Annotated in this window: 13 protein-coding genes and 1 pseudogene; 8 read left to right on the top strand and 6 right to left on the bottom strand. The window is 72.1% G+C overall.

Annotated elements, in window-relative coordinates; all coding sequences use genetic code 11:
• Positions 1 to 125 precede the first annotated feature (125 nt).
• A complete protein-coding gene (locus ACFRFC_RS21520; protein ID WP_382678644.1) occupies positions 126 to 1,142 on the top strand; it encodes an SMP-30/gluconolactonase/LRE family protein in 1,017 nt (338 codons plus the stop codon).
• Positions 1,143 to 1,148: 6 nt separating this feature from the next.
• Here the strand turns inward: ACFRFC_RS21520 and ACFRFC_RS21515 are convergent, their stop codons facing one another.
• Entirely contained in the window at positions 1,149 to 1,736 is a 588-nt protein-coding gene (locus ACFRFC_RS21515) for a TetR/AcrR family transcriptional regulator (RefSeq protein WP_382678647.1), read from the bottom strand.
• Between the two features lie 256 nt (positions 1,737 to 1,992).
• On the opposite strand from ACFRFC_RS21515, the pseudogene ACFRFC_RS21510 reads away from it, so the two are divergent.
• Positions 1,993 to 2,122: pseudogene (locus tag ACFRFC_RS21510) on the top strand (amino acid ABC transporter ATP-binding protein); the annotation flags it as partial.
• A 115-nt stretch (positions 2,123 to 2,237) separates the two neighbouring features.
• On the opposite strand, the gene ACFRFC_RS21505 reads toward ACFRFC_RS21510, so the two are convergent.
• Together ACFRFC_RS21505 and ACFRFC_RS21500 are read right to left on the bottom strand one after the other, a co-directional pair.
• Positions 2,238 to 3,770 (bottom strand): amino acid permease, encoded by a 1,533-nt coding sequence (locus ACFRFC_RS21505; protein WP_382678649.1) that lies wholly within the window; start codon positions 3,768 to 3,770, stop codon positions 2,238 to 2,240.
• Positions 3,771 to 3,790: 20 nt separating this feature from the next.
• Positions 3,791 to 5,113, bottom strand: a complete 1,323-nt coding sequence (locus ACFRFC_RS21500) for an aspartate aminotransferase family protein (RefSeq protein WP_382678652.1) — start codon at positions 5,111 to 5,113, stop codon at positions 3,791 to 3,793.
• A 123-nt stretch (positions 5,114 to 5,236) separates the two neighbouring features.
• On the opposite strand from ACFRFC_RS21500, the gene ACFRFC_RS21495 reads away from it, so the two are divergent.
• Entirely contained in the window at positions 5,237 to 6,133 is an 897-nt protein-coding gene (locus tag ACFRFC_RS21495) for a LysR family transcriptional regulator (RefSeq protein ID WP_382680145.1), read from the top strand.
• Positions 6,134 to 6,518: 385 nt separating this feature from the next.
• Positions 6,519 to 7,268 carry an SDR family oxidoreductase gene (locus ACFRFC_RS21490; RefSeq protein ID WP_382678655.1) on the top strand — a complete coding sequence of 250 codons (750 nt, stop codon included), beginning with the start codon at positions 6,519 to 6,521 and terminating at the stop codon, positions 7,266 to 7,268.
• A 252-nt stretch (positions 7,269 to 7,520) separates the two neighbouring features.
• Here the strand turns inward: ACFRFC_RS21490 and ACFRFC_RS21485 are convergent, their stop codons facing one another.
• The 3 genes from ACFRFC_RS21485 to ACFRFC_RS21475 are packed head-to-tail and all read right to left on the bottom strand — an operon-like array spanning position 7,521 to position 10,759.
• Positions 7,521 to 8,735, bottom strand: a complete 1,215-nt coding sequence (locus ACFRFC_RS21485) for an acyl-CoA dehydrogenase family protein (RefSeq protein WP_382678658.1) — start codon at positions 8,733 to 8,735, stop codon at positions 7,521 to 7,523.
• A gap of 9 nt (positions 8,736 to 8,744) precedes the next feature.
• A complete protein-coding gene (locus ACFRFC_RS21480; protein ID WP_382678661.1) occupies positions 8,745 to 10,016 on the bottom strand; it encodes an acyl-CoA dehydrogenase family protein in 1,272 nt (423 codons plus the stop codon).
• Positions 10,013 to 10,759, bottom strand: coding sequence for an enoyl-CoA hydratase/isomerase family protein (locus tag ACFRFC_RS21475; protein WP_382678664.1), 747 nt, complete (start codon positions 10,757 to 10,759; stop codon positions 10,013 to 10,015). The genes ACFRFC_RS21480 and ACFRFC_RS21475 overlap by 4 nt, the downstream gene beginning before the upstream one ends.
• 77 nt (positions 10,760 to 10,836) lie before the next feature.
• Between ACFRFC_RS21475 and ACFRFC_RS21470 the strand changes: the two genes are divergently transcribed.
• The 4 genes from ACFRFC_RS21470 to ACFRFC_RS21455 are packed head-to-tail and all read left to right on the top strand — an operon-like array spanning position 10,837 to position 16,065.
• Positions 10,837 to 12,096, top strand: coding sequence for an acyl dehydratase (locus ACFRFC_RS21470; protein ID WP_382678668.1), 1,260 nt, complete (start codon positions 10,837 to 10,839; stop codon positions 12,094 to 12,096).
• Entirely contained in the window at positions 12,093 to 13,250 is a 1,158-nt protein-coding gene (locus tag ACFRFC_RS21465) for an acyl-CoA dehydrogenase family protein (RefSeq protein WP_382678670.1), read from the top strand. Before ACFRFC_RS21470 ends, ACFRFC_RS21465 begins: the two co-directional genes overlap by 4 nt.
• Positions 13,247 to 15,274, top strand: coding sequence for an AMP-binding protein (locus ACFRFC_RS21460; protein WP_382678673.1), 2,028 nt, complete (start codon positions 13,247 to 13,249; stop codon positions 15,272 to 15,274). The genes ACFRFC_RS21465 and ACFRFC_RS21460 overlap by 4 nt, the downstream gene beginning before the upstream one ends.
• Entirely contained in the window at positions 15,271 to 16,065 is a 795-nt protein-coding gene (locus ACFRFC_RS21455; protein ID WP_382678676.1) for an enoyl-CoA hydratase/isomerase family protein, read from the top strand. The genes ACFRFC_RS21460 and ACFRFC_RS21455 overlap by 4 nt, the downstream gene beginning before the upstream one ends.
• Positions 16,066 to 16,074 lie beyond the last annotated feature (9 nt).

The raw sequence follows: 16,074 nt of genomic DNA, 5'->3' as shown, positions 1-16,074 counted from the left end.
ACCGCCGTCGACTACGGTAACAGCAACCGGACAACACTGTCCGGGTGGTGTGGAGCGACACGGGTGACCGACGGCATCTCCCACCGGTAGCGGCCCCCGCCCAGCGGACAGAAAGGCCACCCCCCATGCGACGTCCGATGCTGTCCTTCGCCCTGCTCCTCACCTTCGGCACGGCGGCTCTCACGGGCTGCGGCACCGACCCTGCCGCAGCGAGCCGCGCGGCCGAAGCCGGTGGCACCGATCGGATCGTCCGCGCGCAGGAGGTGATGCGGTTGACGTCGGTGCACGAGGAGAGCGGGATGACCCTGCTGGAGGGCCCGGTCTTCGACCCGGCGGGGCAGCTGATCGTCGTCGACGTCACCGCGCCCGCCGGTGCGCCGAAGGTCCTGAGCGTCGACGTTCAGCGCAGGACCGCACGGGGGATCTTCACCGACGGTCCGGGGTACTACACATCGGCCCAGTTCAGCCCGTTCGACGGGCGCCTCTACCTGACCGACTTCGTCCAGGGCACCATCATCAGCCTCAAGCCCGACGGAAGCGCCCCGCAGACCTTCTTCGACGGTGAGGTCGACGGCGCCCGGATGAATCCGGACGACATCGCCTTCGACCGCGAGGGCAACCTGTACATCAGTGACTCCCTCGGCATGATGGAGGGAGTCAACCGGGGGCGCGTGGTGCGCCTCGACCGGTCCGGGGAGAGTGCCACCGTGCTGGCCGATGGGCTGGCGGCGACGAACGGCATCTCGTTCGACGCCGACTACCGCGGCCTGTGGATCAGCGAACTCACCGAGAACCGCATCTCCTATCTGCTGCTCGACGCACAGGGCTCGGTGCTGTCCCGGCACACCGCCATGCAGGTGGACAACGGCATCGCCCAGACCGATTCGATCGCCGTGGACGCGGACGGCAACCTCTACCAGGCGCTGCACGGCCGTCCCGCCATGGTCGTGTACGACCGCCACGGCGAGCGGCTGGCCACCGTGGAGATCCCGGCCGGGACCGAGGGCCTGACCTCGGCGACGAACGTGGCGATCCGACCGGGTTCGACCACGGCCTACATGACCGTCAGCGGCTCCGCCGGAGGCTACCTCTACCGCTTCGACGCCCTGGCGGAAGGCATCCGGCAGTCCAACGGCGGCTGACCGCGCTCACGGGCGCGGGGAGGGCCCCACCGTGACGCCCAGCAGTCCCCAGGCCGCCAGCGCCCGTTCTTCGCGCGCCTCGCGGGTGGAGCCGCGCACGGCGCCGGCGACCATGGTGACCGCGAGCATCACGTCGTCCACCGTGCGGAGCCGGCCGTCATGGCCCGCCAGATGTCTCCGCAGCGCCCGCCCGACCCGTTCGTGCACCGCCTGGGCATAGGCGAGGACACCGGAGCGGGCGCCGGTCTCCTCGGCGTGCAACAGGGTGAGAAAGCCGGCCGATTCGGTCAGATGCCAGGTCAGCACGCCCAGCACTCCGGCCAGGGTCGCCTCCTTCGCGGCGGCGGCGGCCTCGATGTGACGTATGTTCTCCTCCAGCACCGCGATCGCCATGGACTCCCGATCGGGGAAATGCCGGTACAGCACCCCCTGGCCGACTCCGGCGCGGCGGGCGATCACGGACAGCGGGGCGTCCAGCCCGTACTCCGTGTAGATCTCCCGAGCCGCGGCGACCAGAGCGGCCCGGTTGCGGGCAGCGGCCTTGCGCCCCGGATTCCGCGGCCCGCGCTCGGCATGCTCGGCTGGCTCCGTCATCCGGAAAGGGTACCGGGCGAACACCGGGGGACAGAGGGACGGCGCCCGTGGTCCCGGCCGCGCCGGCGGGGGCTGGCCGTAGCACGGGCGACCCCCTGTGCCTGACTCCTCCCGCCCCGGCTCCGGTGTTCCGTCCCGCGAGCCCGGCAAACCCGGAACCGTGACCCCGGCGACCTCAGGACCAGATGACGGCCCGCCATGGAGTGCCGACCCGGATCCGGCCGGGGACCTACGGGAGTCCGCCGGTCGGCATTCGTTGCCCGAGGAGGGCACGGAGCCGGCGGTAGCGCCCCGACGCGGGCATCGTCTTCCAGTCCCTCAACCTGTTCGCGCACCGGACGGTCCTGGAGAACGTGAGACCGGGCCCGGTCAAGGTCGGCCGGGTGCCGCCGCCGGGCCATGAGCCGGGACCGGTCCGCGCACAGCACCCGTCGGCGCGTCCTCCGGCAGGAGCGGACACGCCGACGGGTCAGCGGGGGCCCGGCGGGGTGCCGGACGGATTCAGGCGGCAGGGGTGTTCTGGCGCTCGCTCTTCGGCTCCAGCGGCACCGTACGCGGTCCCGCCCGGCCGGAGTCGATACGGCGCCGGAGGCCGAACAGCCACCAGAGGAAGCCCAGGGCGATACCCGCGACCACGGTCAGGGCGGTCTGGTTGTTCACCTCCGGAACGGTGAGGACGACGATGACCGCCCCGCACCACAGGAGACCCACGACCAGGGTGGGCCACAGCCAGCGGCCGAGGCTGAAGACGCCCTGAGGGGCCTCGGGGATGCGGCCCTTGCGGTGAGCGATCGCGGTGGCGGTCAGCGTGAGGGCGTAGGTGAGGTAGTAGGTGAGCCCCACCATCGCGAAGATCTTCTCGACCAGACCGGCGTTCAGAAGATTCAGCACGATGGCGAGTGAGGTGATCAGCAGGATGGCGTTGACCGGTGCGCCGGTGCGCCGGCCCACCGCGGACAGGGTGGGGGAGCAGGGCAGCATCTTGTCCCGGCCGAGGGCGAAGACCATGCGGGTGGCGACCGCCATGTTCGCGATGAGGCACGCGAACAGTGAGGCGAAGGCCACGATCGTCATGACCGCGCGGGCGAACCCGCCCAGCTGGACGCCGACGAGGTGCAGTACGGGATTGCCCGATCCGCTGAGGAAGGCGGCAGGTGCCTCGGGCAGGTCGATCGCCAGCAGGGCGAAGACGATCAGCCCCATCGCCCCGGAGACGGCCACGGCCCGGATCATGGCCGGCGGGGTGGTCCGGCGGGGGTCCGTGGTCTCCTCGGCGAGATCCGCCGCGCCCTCCCAGCCGAGCAGGACATAGACCGGCAGCAACGCGGCCAGCGCGATGCCGGTGAGCGTGAGGGGGCCGCCGTCCACGGGGTTGGTGTCCAGCAGGATGGACGGCCCCTGGGTGTCGCCGAAGGCGAAGAAGGCACCGATGGCCAGGACGAGGGCCAGCAGCAGCGTGCCGACGAGTTCGATGGACGCGCCGACGTTGTTGACCAGGCCGGCGATGCGTACGCCGACGACGTTGAGCAGGCAGACCACCAGGGTGACACCGATGCTCAGCGCCTGGACCTGGCCACGGCTGGGGGAGTCCCAGATCTCCGGCGCGAACACCGAACCGACCGCCGCCGCGGTGGCGGCGGTGCCGGCGACGAACGACATCAGGGCGATCCAGCCGGTGAACCAGCCGAAGTGCGGGCCGATCAGACGGCTGGACCACTGGTACGCGTAGCCGGTCAGCGGAATACGGCCGGCGAGATGGGCGTAGACCAGGACCAGGGTGAACACCAGGGGGATGACCACGAGCCACAGCAGGATGGCCGCTCCGCCGACCCGCGAGAAGGGGTCGGCGAAGAGAGTCACGATCCCGGTGTTGATCGACACCATCGAGAAGGCGAGCGCGAAGGAAGTGAAGCTCCCGATACCGCGCCGGAGTTGCTGCTGGTATCCCAGCTCGCTCAGTTCACTGCTGTCGGTATCGGCCGCAGGAGCGGCGTCCGGGCGTGACGTGCCGGAGGCCGCGAAGGTTCTGTCCATGGCGTGCGCAGCCTTCCTTCCTAGTCCTGCCCGGATTCGATCTCGGTGAGCACGGTGTCGAGGACGTCCAGGGCGTGTGAGAGCTGCTCGCGGGTGACGTCGAGTGGCGGCTTGACCTTGATGAGGTTGCCGAGTCCGGCGTAGCGGCTCTCACCGAAGATGACACCATGGTCGAGGCCGCGCAGGTAGACCTGGTGCGCTTCCTTCGTGGCGGGTTCCTTGGTGGCCCGGTCGGTGACGAGTTCGAGGGAGACCATCAGCCCGGGGCAGCGCACATCGCCGATCAGCGGGTGGCGCGTCTGCATCTCCAGCAGCCGCTCGGTGGCGTAGGCGCCGTGTCCGGCCGCGCGCTCGGACAGCCGGTCGTCGACGATGGCGCGTACGGCGGCCAGGCCCGCGGCGATGGACACCGGGAACTGTCCGAACGTGAGCTGGTCGTCGCCCGGCTCGAAGCGGTGCAGGTCGCGGTGGGCGAGGATGCCGGCGAGGGGGAAGCCACCGCCGACGCCCTTGCCGAAGACCAGGATGTCGGGCTGGATGCCGTAGTGCTGGGCGGCCCACATGCTGCCGGTGCGGCCGAGCCCGGTCTGCACCTCGTCGAGGATGAGGAGGATGTTCTCCTCGTCGCAGATCCGGCGCAGCCCGGCATGCCAGTTGGCCGGGAACTCGATATGTCCGCCGTTGCCCTGGACGGGCTCGTAGATGATCGCGGCGACCTTGCCGTCGACACCCTTGTGGATGGTCTCCCGGAGCAGCTGGAGACACAGCTCCGCGTCCTCCTCGGGGGTCAGACCGAGCCGGGGCCGGTAGGTGTCGGGGTGCGGGACCCGGGTGAAGCTCGGCTGGAGGGAACCGAAGACATTCTCCGGATGGGGCCAGCTGGCGGCCATGGTGGACAGGGAGCGGCCGTGGTAGCCGTCCTGGAGGGTCAGGATGTGCTGCGCTCCGGGCCGGTTGCGCAGCGCGAACTTCATCGCCATCTCGACGGCCATCGAGCCGTGCAGGGTGAATCCGACCTGCTCCAGCCCTTCGGGGGCGATGTCGACCATGAGGTCCGCCAGCTCCAGCACGGCCGGAGTGTGGAAGGTGGGCCTGGCGTGGGTGATCTGGCGCAGCTGCGCCACGGCGGCTTCCACGACCCGGGGGTCGTTCGCGCCGAGGTTGTTCGACCAGGCCTGGGCGGTGCAGTCGAGGTACTCGCGGCCGTCGGCGTCCCACACCAGCGAGCCTCGGGCCGACACCAGGGTCAGCATCTCGTCGCTGGCCTGCGGGGACTGGTGCAGAAGGGCGTGACGGCCACGGGCGAGGGTCTCCTCCGAGGGGGATACGGCATGGACATCCATGAGTGGTGCCTCTTTCCGGTGAGCGGGGACCAGATGACAGGCGCCGGCCGCCTTGAGGAGAAGCTAGGAGCGGTGGCTCTGGAAGTGAAATAGCAATTCTCATAGAATTCATTCGTGCGAGCGATGAATGTCGAGTTGCGGCATCTGAGGGCCTTCGTGGCCGTGGCCACCGAGCTGCACTTCAATCGCGCCGCCGCCAGGCTGCACATGTCACAGCCCGCCCTGAGCCAGACCGTCCGTCAGCTGGAGGACGCCCTCGGTTTTCCGCTCCTGGCCCGTACGACGCGCTCCGCGGTACTGACACCGAACGGCGAGCTGTTCCTGACCGAGGCACGAGCCGTGCTGGATCGCTTCGACAGGGCCATGGGACAGGCGCACCGCGTCGCCTGCGGGCTGGTGGGCCAGGTGCGGCTCGGCCATCTCAACGGCGCCGCGATCGACCACATGCCCGCGATCCTGCGTGCCTTCGGTGAGACGTATCCGGAGGTGTCCCTGGAGGTCGTGGAGTACGACTTCCGCTCGCCCGAGGCGGGTCTGGACGTGGGTGCGACCGATGTGGCCATCCTGCGGCCACCGGTCGACCTCCCTTCCGGTGCGCACCTCCATGTCCTGCGCAGCGAACCCCGGGTCGCGTGCGTCGCCGATCTCCACCCGCTCGCGGCACACCCCGAGGTCAGGGTCGCCGACCTCCTGGACCAGCCGATCGTGGCGGCACCCGGCAGCGGCACGTGGCGTGACTACTGGCTGCTCCTCGACCACCGCGGTGACTCCGCCCCGCCGGTCGTGTACGAGGCGGCCACCTTCGAGGCCGAACTGCAGGCCGTGGCCTCCGGCCGCGGTATCTCGATCACCCCGGCCACCGCAGCCCGGTTCTACGCCCGCCCGGGGCTGGCCTTCCCGGTGATCACCGACGCCACCTGGTGCGATGTCGCCGTCGTACTACCGCCCAGCCCGCTGCCCGCCGCACGCCGCTTCGCCGATCTGGCCCGGCGGATCGTCGGGGCCACCAGCACGACGTGATCGGGGAGACTGCCGCGAGGCCGTGCCGGGTCCACCGCCGCCGCGCCGGGCGTACTCTCGTACCCAAGCCGTCAACCGTCGTACGAGCCCGTTCTCGACCAGTACGACGTGCTTCACCGCGCGGGTACCGGGCAGTGCCGGCGACCGGATTCTCGGCCGCTTCCCGCTCCGGATTCGGCCCGCTGTCCCCCACGACGTCAGTCTCCGGTCCGCCGTCTCTCTGCCGCTCCGGGCTGTCGGGAGCAGACCATCCCGCCTTTCTGCCGAGGGCCCCCGCTGGGTCGGGTGCGGCGGGAGTGTGTCCGTACGCTATGCCACAAGACTCTGATGTTATATACAGTATTGAAAATGTAGAGCATCGTGTGATGCGTCGAGGAGGCCACTCATGCGCTTCGAGGACAAGACCGCGATCGTGACCGGAGCCGGGCAGGGAATCGGGGAAGCCTATGCCAAGGCGCTCGCGGCCGAGGGCGCCCGGGTGGCGGTCGCCGACCTCAACTCCGAGCAGGCCGACCGGGTGGCCGCGGAGATAGCGAAGGCGGGCGGCACGGCTCTCGCCGTCACGGTGGACGTGGCCGCACCCGCCAGTGCCACCGCGATGGCCGATTCGGTGTGCTCGGCCTGGGGCGGGATCGACTTCCTGGTCAACAACGCGGCCATCTACGGCGGGATGAGGGTCGAGCCCCTGCTGAGCGTCGACCTCGACTACTACAACGGCTTTCTGGCGGTCAACATGAACGGGGCGCTGCACTGCGCCCGCGCCTGCTATGCCTCGATGGTCGAACGAGGCGGTGGCGTCATCGTCAATCAGTCCTCGACGGCCGCCTGGATGGCCGGCGGCTACTACTCGGTGGCCAAGGCCGCCCTGAACGCGCTGACGGTGAATCTCGCCGCCGAACTCGGCGGCCGGAACATCCGTGTCAACGCCATCGCACCCGGACCGACCGACACGGCCGCGACGCGGGCGGTCGTTCCCGAGCCCTACCTCGACCCCCTGGTCAACTCGCTGATGATCAAGAGGCTCGGCAGGCCCGAGGACCATGTGGGCGCCCTGCTGTTCCTGCTCTCGGCCGAGTCGGCCTGGATGACCGGCCAGATCATCGCGACCGACGGCGGGCAGATCGTGCGGCTCTGAAGCGGGCGGGCTCCCGTACGGTGCTGTGCGTGGCGCCCCGCGCACAGCACGACGGCGGCGGGCCGTCCGCGCAGGCAATGACGGGCAGTGGGTGGCTCGCGCACGGAACGACGGGCAGTGGATGGCCCGCGCAGGCAACGACGGAGAGCGGGCGGCCCACGCAAAGGGTCCGGTCACGGACGGCCGCCCGGGTCCGCGGATCCGGCCCGGCCCGGTGCGGGACCCTTGCCCGGCGCGGGCCGCGTCCCGCTCTCAGGAGACCGGGCCCCGGCGCCGCGCCGCCTCCAGGGCCTGCCTGGCGATCACCACTTGCTGGACCTGGCTCGTCCCCTCGTAGATCCGGAACAGGCGCGCGTCGCGGTAGAAGCGTTCGACCGCTACACCACGCATGTAGCCGGTGCCGCCGTGCACCTGGACGGCCCGGTCCGCCACCCGGCCGACCATCTCGCTGGCGAAGTACTTGGCGCAGGACGGGCCCAGCCGGGTGTCGTGGCCCTGGTCGTAGGCCTCGGCCGCGGCCAGGACCAGCGCCCGGCCCGCGTACAGTTCGGTCTGGGAGTCGGCGATCAGGCCCTGGACGAGCTGGAACTCGGCGATGGGGCGGCCGGACTGGGTGCGGGCCAGCGCGTAGGCGGTCGTCTCGTCGAGCAGCCGCTCGGCCATTCCCACACACAGCGCGGCGATGTGCAGCCGGCCGTGCGCCAGACAGGCCATGGCCGTGAGATAGCCGCGGCCCTTTCCGGCCGCCCCGCCGACCAGCGCCGTGTCGGGGACCTCGACCGCGTCGAGGAGGACCTCCGCGGTCCACGCGCCGTGCTGCCCCATCTTCGCGTCGCGCGGTCCGACCGTCAGCCCGGGGGTCCCCCTGGGCACGAGGAACACGGAGATGTCCCGAGTGGGGCGGTCGTTCTCACCGTGCCGGGCGAAGACCATGAAGAGATCGGCGACGGGCGCGTTGGTGATGAAGCGCTTCGCTCCGGTGAGCGACCATCCCCCGGGCACCCGCCGCGCCGTCGTCCGCAGCCCCGAGGGGTCCGAGCCCGCCTCGTCCTCGGTGAGCGCGAAAGAGGCCGTGCACTCGCCCGAGGCCATCCTCGGCAGATGCTCCTTCTTCTGCGCCTCGGTGCCCCCGAGCATCAGCACATGCCCGGCGATGCCGTTGTTGGTGCCGAACAGCGATCGGAACGCCGGGGTGGTGTAGCCCAGCTCCATCACCAGCCGCGCTTCGCGCGCCATGCTGAGCCCGAAACCGCCGTACTCGCATGGCAGCGCGAAGCCGAACAGGCCGGTCCGGGCCGCCAGTTCGCGCAGCCCGGCCGGGATCTCGTCGCTCTCGTCGATCTGTGTCTCCAGGGGTACGACCCGCTCCCGGACCACCTGCCGGGTCGTGCGCAGGACGTCCTCGAAGTCGCTGTCGTCCATGCCGTGCATACCGTCTGTGGTGTGCGAACCGTCCGTGCCGTCCATGATCTCTCCTCAGCCTCGGGGAACCTCGCGCCAGGGCCTGCCCTCCCACGGATCGGGCTCCTTGGGTAGTCCCAGCACCCGTTCCGCGAGAATGTTCTTGTTCACCTCGCTGGTGCCGCCCTCGATCGTGTTCGCCCGGCTGCGCAGCATGCCGCTCACCTCCGCGGGCATGTCCTCGGCATAGCCGTCCGGATCGCCCGGCCAGGCGGTGGCACCCATACCGAGCAGACGGGCCGCCGCCTCCTGGAGCCGCTGGTTCAGCTCGGAGCCGTGCACCTTGCCGATCGAACTCTCCGGCCCCGGCGGGAAACCGGCCCTGAGCCCGGCGCGCACACGGGCGTTGGTCCATGTGCGGATCCGCTCCTCGCACCACAGCCGGACCAGGCCGTGGCGGGTGCCGATGTCGTCCCAGCCGTGCGGCAGCCCCTGCTCCGCCCGGTCCCGGGCGAGCCGGATCAGTCGTCCGGCCCCCGACCCGCCGATCCGGTCGACCCCGCCCGACCCCGCGCCGGAGACCATCTGGCGCTCCCCGCTCAGCGTCGCCCGCGCCACCGTCCAGCCCGCTCCCACCGCGCCGACCCGCTGCTTGTCGGGGACCTCCGCGCCATCGAGGAACACCTCGTTGAAGTCGACCTCGCCGCCGATGTGCCGCAACGGCCGCACCTCCACGCCGGGCTGGCGCAGGTCGATCAGGAAGTACGTGATCCCTTCGCGCTTGGGCACCTTCGGGTCGGTCCTGGCCAGCAGCACTCCGAAATCGGCCAGGTGAGCCCAGGTCGTCCACACCTTCTGTCCGGTGACCCGCCACACATCGCCGTCGCGTACCGCCGTGGTCGCGAGCGAGGCGAGATCGCTCCCTGCCCCCGGCTCGCTGAACAACTGGCACCACACCTCCTCGTTGGCGACCAGCCTCGGCAGAAAGCGCAGCCGCTGTTCGTGCGTCCCGTGCGCGAAGAGCGCGGGGGCGGCGAGATTGAGGCCCAGCGGGTTGAGCCGCGGCAGATGGCACGGCCCCAGCTCCGCCTCGGCGGCCCGCGCCAGATCGTCCGGCCAGCCCAGCCCGCCGTACTCCACCGGCCAGCGCGGTACGACCAGGCCGCTGTGGGCGAACACCGGGTACCAGGCGCGGTACTCGCCGGGTGTGCGGAGCCGGCGGACGGCCCCGCGACCGCCCTGCTCGGCGGCCTCGAGCCATGCGGACGGCACCTCGCGCCGCAGCCAGTCGCGGACCGCGGCCCGCGCCTGTGCGGGGGTACGGCACGCGCTCAACGCCTCGTTCATGGACTGCCTGCCTCTCTCGCCACCGGGCGATCCGCCGGACTCGCTGTCGCACGCGCCGCCGACAGGCCGGTCTCCAGCGCGAGCCACAGAGCCCGCTTGCGCCGCGCGGCCGAGTCCGGGTGGCGGCCCGCGGCCTCGGCGAGTTCCTGGGCCCGCTGTGCCAGCCGGTCCGGAGCGACGACCTCGCTGACCCAGCCCAGCCGGCGGGCGTCCTGCGCCGCCACCCGCTCGTGCGCGCCGGTGAACGCCATCCGGGCGACCGCGCCGAACGCGCCGCGCCGGGCGAGGCCGATGGACTCGAACGCGCTGACCTGCCCGACGGTCACATGCGGATCGAGGAAGGTGGCGTCCGCCGAGGCGAGGGCGATGTCGCAGTCGGCGACGAAATGCAGTCCGCCGCCCGCGCAGACGCCGTTGACCGCGGTGACGATGGGCTTGGTCACGCCCAGGTGCCAGCCGGTGAGGCGGAGGTCCGCCCGTCGGGTGCGGCGGGCCATGGCGCGCAGAGCCTTCGGATCGCCACTGAGCTGACGGACGTCCAGTCCGGTCTGGAACGCGTCGCCGGTGCCGGTGACCACGACGGCGGTGACCGCGTCGTCGTGCTCGAACCCGGCCCATGCCGCGGGGAGCCGATCCATCATCCGGGCGTCCATGGCGTTGCCCGTCGCGGGCCGGTTGAAGCGGAGCCAGCCCACCGGGCCCCGGCGTTCGAGGAGGAGCGAGTCATCATCACTGTCACTCACGTGGACTGTATATCATATTGATGATACAAAGAGCCCTCGTTGAGCCGCGCTCTCGTTGAGCCGCTGAGGAGGCCGCGATGGGGGAACCGACGACATCCGGGACGATCACGGACGCAGGCGTCGCAGCACTGCGGTCGAGGATCGGCCTGCCCCAGGCGTACCCGGTGCCCCCGCACTACCTCCGCCCGGGTACGGACGCCTTCCGTCATGTGGCGTGGGCCTACGGGGACGACAACCCGCTGTGGTGGGATCCGGACCACGCGCGGTCGACCAGGTGGCGCGAGAGCATCGCCCCGCCCCCGCTCGTCGGGGGTGACGCCCTCATCGGCGAGGAGTCGATGACCGGCGCCGAGCGGGCCCGCCAGGACGAGCTGCGAGGCGACCCGCTGCGCGGGGTCCACGCCTTCTACGCGGCCAGCGAACGCGAATGGTGGGCGCCGCTCGTCGCCGACCAGCGGATCCACCGACGCACCGCGCTGGTGGGGGTGGTCGACGGGGCCGGCGAGTTCGGCGGCAGAGGGGTGCAGGAGTGGACGTCCCAGGTGTACCGCACCACCTCCGGTGTGCTGCTCGGCGCCCAGAACCGCATGATGTACCGCACCGAGCGGGGCAAGGCGCGCGAGCGCGGCAAGTACGCGCGGACCGTGATCGAGCCCTGGTCCGCGGAGGGCATCGCCGCACTCGATACCCAGCTGGCGGCCGAGGGCCCGCGCGGGGGCGAGCCGCGCTGGTGGGAGGACGTACGGGTCGGCGACCGGGTCGGTCCCCTGGTCAAGGGCCCGCTCACGGTCACCGACATGGTCTGCTGGCACGTCGGCATGGGGATGGGCATGTACGGCGTGGCGCCCCTGCGCCTCGCGCAGCGCAACCGCCGCCGCATCCCGCGCTTCTACCACCGCGACGAACTCGGGATACCCGATGTGATGCAACGCGTCCACTGGGACCCGGCGTTCGCCCGGAAGTCCGGGAATCCCACGACCTTCGACTACGGGCGGATGCGCGAGACCTGGCTCATCCACGCCTGCACCGACTGGATGGGCGACGACGCCTGGCTGTGGCGGCTGCGCGTGGAGTTCCGGAGGTTCAACTACGTCGGGGACGTCCAATGGGCCGAGGGCGAGGTCACCCGGCGCTATCTCGCCCCGGGCGGCCGACCCGCCGTCGACCTCGAACTGGGCACCCGCAACCAGCGGGGCGAGACCACGGCACCGGCGCACGCCACGATCCTGCTGCCCAGCCGCGAACACGGCCCCGTCCGGCTGCCCGACCCACCCGCGAACACTCTGGAGGGCGCCTTGGAGGCGACGATCGGGGCATTCCCCGGAGGCCGGCCGTGACCGGCGACGACCTCCGGCTGCTGCGCCGCACCGCCCGCGAGGCGCTGGCCCAGCTGTCCTCCACGGGGCAGGTGCGCCGCCAGCTGGCCGACGGCTGGGACCCCGTTCTGTGGCGCCGCCTGTGCGGCGAACTCGGCGTGACCGGGCTGGCCGTGCCCGAGGAGTACGGCGGCGCCGGACTGTCGGCCGTCGAGCAGGGCCTGGTCTTCGAGGAGGCGGGACGCCGGATGCTGTGCGGTCCGCTGCTGGCCACCGCCGGTCTCGCGATCCCCCTGCTGCTCCTGGCGGACGACGACGACGCGCGCCGCGACCATCTGCCGGACCTGTGCGCCGGACGCCGGACCGCGACCGTCGTGACCAGCGACGCCACCGGACGGCCGATCCTCACCGGCCGGCCCGTCGAGGCGGTCGCCGTCGACGGCGGATACGCACTGGACGGCGAGGCGGGCCATGTCCTGGACGGCGCCCGTGCCGACCTGGTCCTGACCCCGGCCCGCCTGGACGGTCAGATCGCCCTGTTCGCCGTCCCGGCCGGCCAGGCGGGGCTCGTTGCCGAGCCGCTCGTCAGTCTCGACCTGACGCGTCGGCAGGCCCGGCTCACCTTCACCCGGGCCCGCGCGACCCGGCTGGCCGCACACCGTCCGGCAAGCGTCCTTGAGGACGCCTTCGACATCGGACGCGCAATGCTGGCCTGCGAGCAGGCCGGTGGCGCCGCCCAGTGCCTGGACGACCTCGTCGGCCACGCCAGGACCCGCGTCCAGTTCGGCCGGGCCATCGGCTCGTTCCAGGCCATCAAGCAGAAGGCGGCCGACCTGCTGATCTCCGTGGAGTCGGCCAACTCCGCAGCGCTGGCCGCCGCCCACACGGCCGCCGGGTTCCTCTCCGCCCGGGGCGTGAGCGGGCCGCCGCCCGAGGCGGGTGCGCTGCCGGACGTACCTCCCCTTCCCGTCACCGCGGCCCTCGCGCAGGTCTGCTGCTCCGACGCCTTCGCCGTGGCCGCGGCCGAGAACATCCAGGTGCACGGCGGGATCGGATTCACCTGGGAGCACGACGCGCATCTGTATCTGAAGCGGGCGTGGACCAGCCGGGAACTGCTCGGCAGACCCGAGGAACACCTCGAAACCCTCGCGACGCATCTGGCGGCGAGCCCATGAACCTCAGCTCCTTCCTCACGGACTTCCCCGGCGCCCCCGGCACCCCGGTACTGCACTGGCCGGAGGGCGTACGCACTCTGGAGGACCTCACGTCCGGCGCCGCGGCCCTCGCCCGGCTGCTCGGCCCGGTCACCCGTCGGCCGGTCGCCTGTCTGGTGGACGGCGGACCGCTCGCCGTCACCGCGATGTTCGCGACCTGGCGGGCCGGCGGTGTGTATGTGCCGGTCAACGCCCGGCTGCCCGATCCCGAGATCGCCGGGCAGCTCGGCGCGCTCGCCCCCGCGGCGGTCGTCGTCGGCGGGCGGCAGGCGGAGCGGTTGCCGGACGGCCCGCACCGGCTCGTCGTCGGCGCGGGCGGCGACCGGGGCGACGGCAGTGCCGGCTGGGCGGTGTCGGGACCCGAACCGCCCCAGGACGCGGACCTGTTCGGCCCCGGGGCCGCGCTGGTGATGCGCACCTCCGGGACGACGGGCGCCGCCCGGCCCGTGGTCCTGGACCACGAGGGCGTCGGCAGCGGCATCGACACCGTCATCCGCAGTCTGCGCGGGACCGGGCGGGGGAGCGCCGGGCGGCCGATGCCGAATCTGGTACCGACCTCGCTCGCCCTCTGGGCGGGTGTCTGGAACACCCTGTTCGCCCTGCGCCTGGGCGCCGAGGTGGTGCTGCTCGACCCCTTCGAACCCGCCCGCTACGCGGCCCTCGTCCAGCGCTTCGGTATCCGCTCCACCATCCTGGCGCCGCCCATGATGACCATGCTCTGCGACGACCCGGCCATCACCGGCCTCGGCCCGCTGCGCTATGTCCGGTCGGTCACCGCCCCCCTCTCCCCGGCGCAGGCCCGCCGCTTCCACGACCGTTTCGGCGTCGGTGTCCTCAACTCCTACGGCCAGACCGAACTCGGCGGTGAGGTGGCCGGCTGGACCGCGGCCGATCTGCGCGCGCACGGGACCGGCAAGCTGGGCGCGGTCGGCCGTCCCCATCCCGGCGTGCGGATCCGCATCGTCGACGAGGAGGGACGGGGGCTGCCGGCCGGCGCGGTGGGCGAGATCTGGATCGGATCGCCGTTCGCCACCTTTGAGGCAGCCGGGCCCGGGGAGCACCCGGCGGACGGATTCCGCCGCACCGGTGATCTCGGCCGCCTGGACGACGACGGGTTCCTGTGGATCGAGGGACGCGTCTCCGACACGATCAACCGCGGTGGACTGAAGGTCGTCCCCCACGAGGTCGAGGAGGTCCTGCGTGAACACCCGGACGTGGCCGACGCCTGTGTCGCCGGGGTGCCCGACGCCCGGCTCGGAGAGGTCCCGGTCGCCTGGGTCCGCCCGGCCACCGGCCGGACCCCGGACCCGGGCGAGATCCGGGCCTTCGCCCGCGGCAGGCTCGGGGGGTACAAGGTGCCGGTGGAGGTGCACCGCGTCGACGAGTTCCCCCGCACGGAGATCGGCAAGGTGCTCCGACGCGAACTGGTGGCAGGCCTGGCCCGGCAGCGCGCCGGAGACCCGGGGGACCCTTCCGGGACCCGGGAGGCGGGGATGCCCGGTTCGGGGGTGGCGGGTGCGGGGATGCCCGGTGCGGGCAGGTCGGGCGTTGCGGCGCTGGGTCCGGGAGTGCCCGGTGAGCGAAGGCCGGGCACAGGTACGTCGGGTGCGGGGATGTCCGGCGCGGGGGCACCGGGCAGGGGCACCCCGAGCACAGTAACACCGGGCGCGGGAAGGCCCGGTCCGGGCACGGCAGGCGCGGGAACGCTCGGCCCGGGAGTGCCGGGCGTCGGGACAGCGGGCCCAGGCGCATCGGGCACAGGGAGCCCGGGCGCGGAGACCCCCGGCACAGAGGTACTAGGCACGGAGGCACCCGGCACGGACGCGTCGGGCACGGAGGCACCCGGCAACAACCCACCCGGTACAGACCCACCCGGCACAGACACACCCGCCCCCTCCAGCCCGCCGGGGCGGCCCGACGCGCGGCCCGGGACCGTCGGCGCCGGTGGGCGGGGCCCGGACTGCGAAGGGAGCGACACCCCATGAGTTACCGGACCCTCCAGGTGTACCGAGAAGGCCGGGTCGGCTGGCTGGTCTTCGACCGGCCCGAGCGCCGCAACGCCATGAACGCGGCGATGCGTGACGAACTGCGCGCCGCCTGGACCGAACTCGCCGAGGACGACGCCGTGCGGGTCATCGTGAACGCGGCCCGCGGCCGTGACTTCCAGACCGGCGCGGACGTCGTGGAACTGGCCACCGACGGACAGGGGATGGAACGTTACCGCGCCTCCCTGGACTCCTTCGAGCTGGCTTTCACCGCCTGGCATCTCGGCGTCGACAAACCGGTGATCGCCGCGGTCAACGGCATCTGCGCGGGGGGCGGCCTGCACTTCGTCGCGGACGCGGACATCGTGCTGGCCGCCTCGGACGCCGCGTTCACCGACCCCCATGTCTCCGTCGGGCAGGTCAGCGCCATCGAGACGATCGGCCTGATCCGCAAGATGCCGGCCGAGGCGGTCCTGCGGATGGCCCTGACCGGCGCGCACGAGCGGATGCCGGCGGCCCGCGCCTTTGAACTGGGCCTGGTCAGCGAGGTGGTGGATCCCCCGGAGCGTCTCCATGAGGCCGCCCGGGAGCTGGCCGAGAAGATCGCCAGAAACTCGCCCGCCGCACTGCGGGCCACCAAACGCGCACTGTGGGGCGCACTGGAACAGGGACTGACCGAGGCATGCCGGGCGGGCGCCGCCGAGGTGGTCGGCCTGTGGGGACACCCGGACCAGACCGAGGGGCCCGCCGCGTTCGCCGCCAGGCGCGAACCCCGGTGGCAGGGGGACTGACCCGGTATG

This window comes from Streptomyces sp. NPDC056734 (genome assembly GCF_042790455.1).
Classification (GTDB): domain Bacteria; phylum Actinomycetota; class Actinomycetes; order Streptomycetales; family Streptomycetaceae; genus Streptomyces.
The sequence above is the reverse complement of the archived record's forward strand: the minus strand, read 5'-3'. Positions and strand labels throughout refer to the sequence as shown.

Excerpts from the sequence above, each read along its gene's own strand:
- ACFRFC_RS21520 (WP_382678644.1), top strand. The coding sequence starts at position 126 with ATGCGACGTCCGATGCTGTCCTTCGCCCTGCTCCTCACCTTCGGCACG.
- ACFRFC_RS21515 (WP_382678647.1), bottom strand. The coding sequence starts at position 1,736 with ATGACGGAGCCAGCCGAGCATGCCGAGCGCGGGCCGCGGAATCCGGGG.
- ACFRFC_RS21505 (WP_382678649.1), bottom strand. The coding sequence starts at position 3,770 with ATGGACAGAACCTTCGCGGCCTCCGGCACGTCACGCCCGGACGCCGCT.
- ACFRFC_RS21500 (WP_382678652.1), bottom strand. The coding sequence starts at position 5,113 with ATGGATGTCCATGCCGTATCCCCCTCGGAGGAGACCCTCGCCCGTGGC.
- ACFRFC_RS21495 (WP_382680145.1), top strand. The coding sequence starts at position 5,237 with ATGAATGTCGAGTTGCGGCATCTGAGGGCCTTCGTGGCCGTGGCCACC.
- ACFRFC_RS21490 (WP_382678655.1), top strand. The coding sequence starts at position 6,519 with ATGCGCTTCGAGGACAAGACCGCGATCGTGACCGGAGCCGGGCAGGGA.
- ACFRFC_RS21485 (WP_382678658.1), bottom strand. The coding sequence starts at position 8,735 with ATGGACGGCACGGACGGTTCGCACACCACAGACGGTATGCACGGCATG.
- ACFRFC_RS21480 (WP_382678661.1), bottom strand. The coding sequence starts at position 10,016 with ATGAACGAGGCGTTGAGCGCGTGCCGTACCCCCGCACAGGCGCGGGCC.
- ACFRFC_RS21470 (WP_382678668.1), top strand. The coding sequence starts at position 10,837 with ATGGGGGAACCGACGACATCCGGGACGATCACGGACGCAGGCGTCGCA.
- ACFRFC_RS21460 (WP_382678673.1), top strand. The coding sequence starts at position 13,247 with ATGAACCTCAGCTCCTTCCTCACGGACTTCCCCGGCGCCCCCGGCACC.
- ACFRFC_RS21455 (WP_382678676.1), top strand. The coding sequence starts at position 15,271 with ATGAGTTACCGGACCCTCCAGGTGTACCGAGAAGGCCGGGTCGGCTGG.